Source organism: Streptosporangium sp. NPDC049248 (assembly GCF_040678965.1).
Classification (GTDB): Bacteria; Actinomycetota; Actinomycetes; order Streptosporangiales; family Streptosporangiaceae; genus Streptosporangium; species Streptosporangium fukuiense.
The window spans coordinates 1-3,119 of record NZ_JBFAQY010000073.1; the positions used below are offsets into that span (position 1 = coordinate 1).

Annotated in this window: 1 protein-coding gene; it reads right to left on the reverse strand. The window is 68.7% G+C overall.

Annotated elements, in window-relative coordinates; all coding sequences use genetic code 11:
- Positions 1-2,873, reverse strand: a 2,873-nt coding sequence (locus AB0K21_RS44565) for a beta-ketoacyl synthase N-terminal-like domain-containing protein (RefSeq protein ID WP_364159266.1), incomplete at its 3' end; no start/stop codon positions are given.
- Positions 2,874-3,119: the final 246 nt, after the last annotated feature.

A 3,119-nucleotide genomic window follows, 5' to 3' on the forward strand; every position in this document is an offset into this window, starting at 1 on the left:
GCGTCATACAACTGCAAACCCATACCGGCCTGCTGCGAACCCTGACCGGGAAAGACGAACACCGTCCTGCCCGGCCCCTGCGCACTCACCCGCCCGTACACCACACCCGGATGAACACGCCCCTCGGCAACAGCTCCAACAGCCTCGGTCGTCTGCTCGACATCACCGGCCGCCGGGTCCACGATCACGGCCCGGTGCGCGAAATGCGTCCGCCCGACCGCCAGCCCATGCGCCACGGCCACCGCATCCACATCCCGGCCATCGGCCAGATACCCACCCAACCGCCGCGCCTGCTCCCGCAACGCCTCCTCACTGCGTGCCGAAAGCGGCCACACCACCAACGACGACCCATCACCACCGCCCTCGTTCTCGACGACCGGCGGCTCCTCCAAGATGAGATGAGCGTTCGTCCCACTGATACCGAACGACGACACCCCCGCACGCCTGGGCCGCCCACCCCCCGGCCACACCCGCGCCTCGGCCAGCAGCGACACCGCCCCCTCGGACCAGTCCACATGCGGACTCGGCTCATCCACATGCAACGTCCTCGGCAACACCCCCCGCTCTATCGCCATCACCATCTTGATCACACCCGCGATACCGGCCGCCGCCTGCGTATGACCGATGTTGGACTTCACCGACCCCAGCCACAACGGCCGATCGACCGGCCGATCCCGCCCATAGGTGGCGAGCAGAGCACCGGCCTCGATCGGATCACCCAACGTGGTCCCGGTGCCATGAGCCTCGACGACATCGACATCAGCCGCACTGAGACCGGCACTGGCCAAAGCAGCACGAATGACACGCTGCTGCGAAGGACCATGAGGAGCCGTCAGACCGTTGGAAGCCCCGTCCTGGTTGATGGCCGACCCACGAACCACCGCCAGTACCCGGTGACCCAGACGACGGGCGTCGGACAACCTCTCCAGCAGCAGCATCCCGGCGCCCTCACTCGCCACCATGCCGTCGGCACCGGCACCGAACGCCTTCGTCCGGCCATCCGCCGCCAGCACGCGCTGCCGGGCGAAGTCCACGAACAGGTCGGTGGAGGCCATGACCGTGACAGCACCGGCCAGTGCCATCGCGCACTCACCCCGGCGCAACGCCTGAGCGGCCAGATGCACGGCCACCAGTGAGGAGGAACACGCGGTGTCCACCGTGATCGCCGGCCCCTCCAAACCCAGCGTGTACGCGATGCGGCCGGACGCCACGCTGGCCGCCACTCCGGTCAGCCGGTGGCCCTCAACGGCTTCGGAGCTCCCGGCACCATACTCATGAGACCACGTACCCGCGAAGACCCCGGTGGGGGTCCCGGCCAGGCTGCGCGGATCGATGCCCGCCCTCTCCACCGCCTCCCAGGCGACCTCCAACAGCAACCGCTGCTGCGGATCCATCCCCAACGCCTCACGAGGCGAGATACCGAAGAACTCCGCGTCGAACCCGGCCGCGTCATCCAGGAACCCACCGCGCCGAACATACGTCGTACCCGACTCATCCGGATCGGAGCCGAACAACCGGTCCAGATCCCAGCCACGATCCACCGGGAACTCGACACTCACCTCCCTTCCCGCCTCGACCACGTCCCACAGCTCCGCCGCGGACGTCACCCCGCCGGGGAAACGGCAACCGATCCCCACCACCGCGATCGGCTCGTCCGTCTCCATCCCTACCGGTGCTGGAACGGCGGCGGACGCGACACCGGCTACCTGCTCGTAGAGATGAGTTGCCAGGGCCCGTGGCGTGGGGTGGTCGAAGACGACGGTCGGGGGAAGGTCGCAGCCCGTGGTCCGGCCGAGCTGCTTGCGAAGTTCGAGCGCGTTGAGGGAGGTGAAGCCGAGAGCCTTGAACTGCTGCTCTGGGTCGAGGGTGCCGGAGCTGACATGCCCGAGAACGGTCGCCACGTGGGCCTGGACGATCCGCAGGAGCCGGTCGTGCTGTTGACCTGGAGTGAGACCGGCCAGTTCGGCGGCGAAGGACCGTGCGGTGTCGGCATTGCCGGCACGGCGACGGACGGTCCGGGTTGGGCGGCTCCTCGGCGTGACGGGGGTGTGCTCCTCCGAGAGCGGGCTGCTTGACCGGAGGGTGAGGGCGTCGATGGTGATGACGGGCGCGTCCGCGGGATCTGTGGCGGTGACACTGACGGTGTCGGCGTCGACGGTGGTGATGCGTACCCGCAGCATCGTGGCGTCGGTGGCGTGCAACGTGATGCCCGACAACACGAACGGCATCCGCATACCGCCACCGCCGCCATCGCCACTGGTGGTGCCGGGCAGTATGAGGGGGTGAAGCGCCGCGTCAAGAAGGGCCGGATGGATGCCGTGACCGCGGCTGTCGAGGCTTTCGGGAAGCCGGACCTCGGCGTAGAGGTCATCGCCCTGGCGCCAGATGGCGCTCACGGCCTGGAAGGCGGGACCGTACTGGTAACCGGCGGCGGCCAGCCGCTCATACAGACCCTCCACCGGAACCACCTGTGCGCCCGGCGGCGGCCACGAATTCCAGCCCGCCGTCACCGTGGACGAAACACCCGACAGGTATCCGCTCGCGTGTAGTGTCCAGCCATCCTGCCCGCCCGTACTGTGCGGGCGGGAATGAACGCTGAAGGCGCACCGCTCCTCCCGCGATGTCCCGACGATGACCTGCAGGTCCACCGCCCCCTCGGCCTCCAGCACCAACGGCGCCTGCAACACCAACTCGTCAACGACCTGATGACCGGCATGATCGGCAGCTCCCAGCACCAGATCCACGAACGCGGCCCCCGGCACCAGCACCCGCCCACCCACCGCGTGATCGGCAAGCCAGGCATGCCCCCGCAGTGAAAGCCGGCCCGTCAACACCACCTGACCCTGCTCGGCCAACTCGGTCACCGCACCCACCAACGGATGATCCGAAACCCCCAGACCCGCCGCCGACACACTCCCACCCGCACCCACCGCCGAAGCCAGCCAGTACGGCCGGTGCTGGAAGGGATACGTCGGCAACTCCGGCCGACCGGTGACCGGCGGAACCGGATAGAGCGTGCCCCAATCCGGGCTCAGACCATGGGCGTGCAACGTCGCCACCGCCGTGGCCAACGCCGTCACCTCGGGACGGTCCTTACGCAGGCTCCCCACCGCGATCGC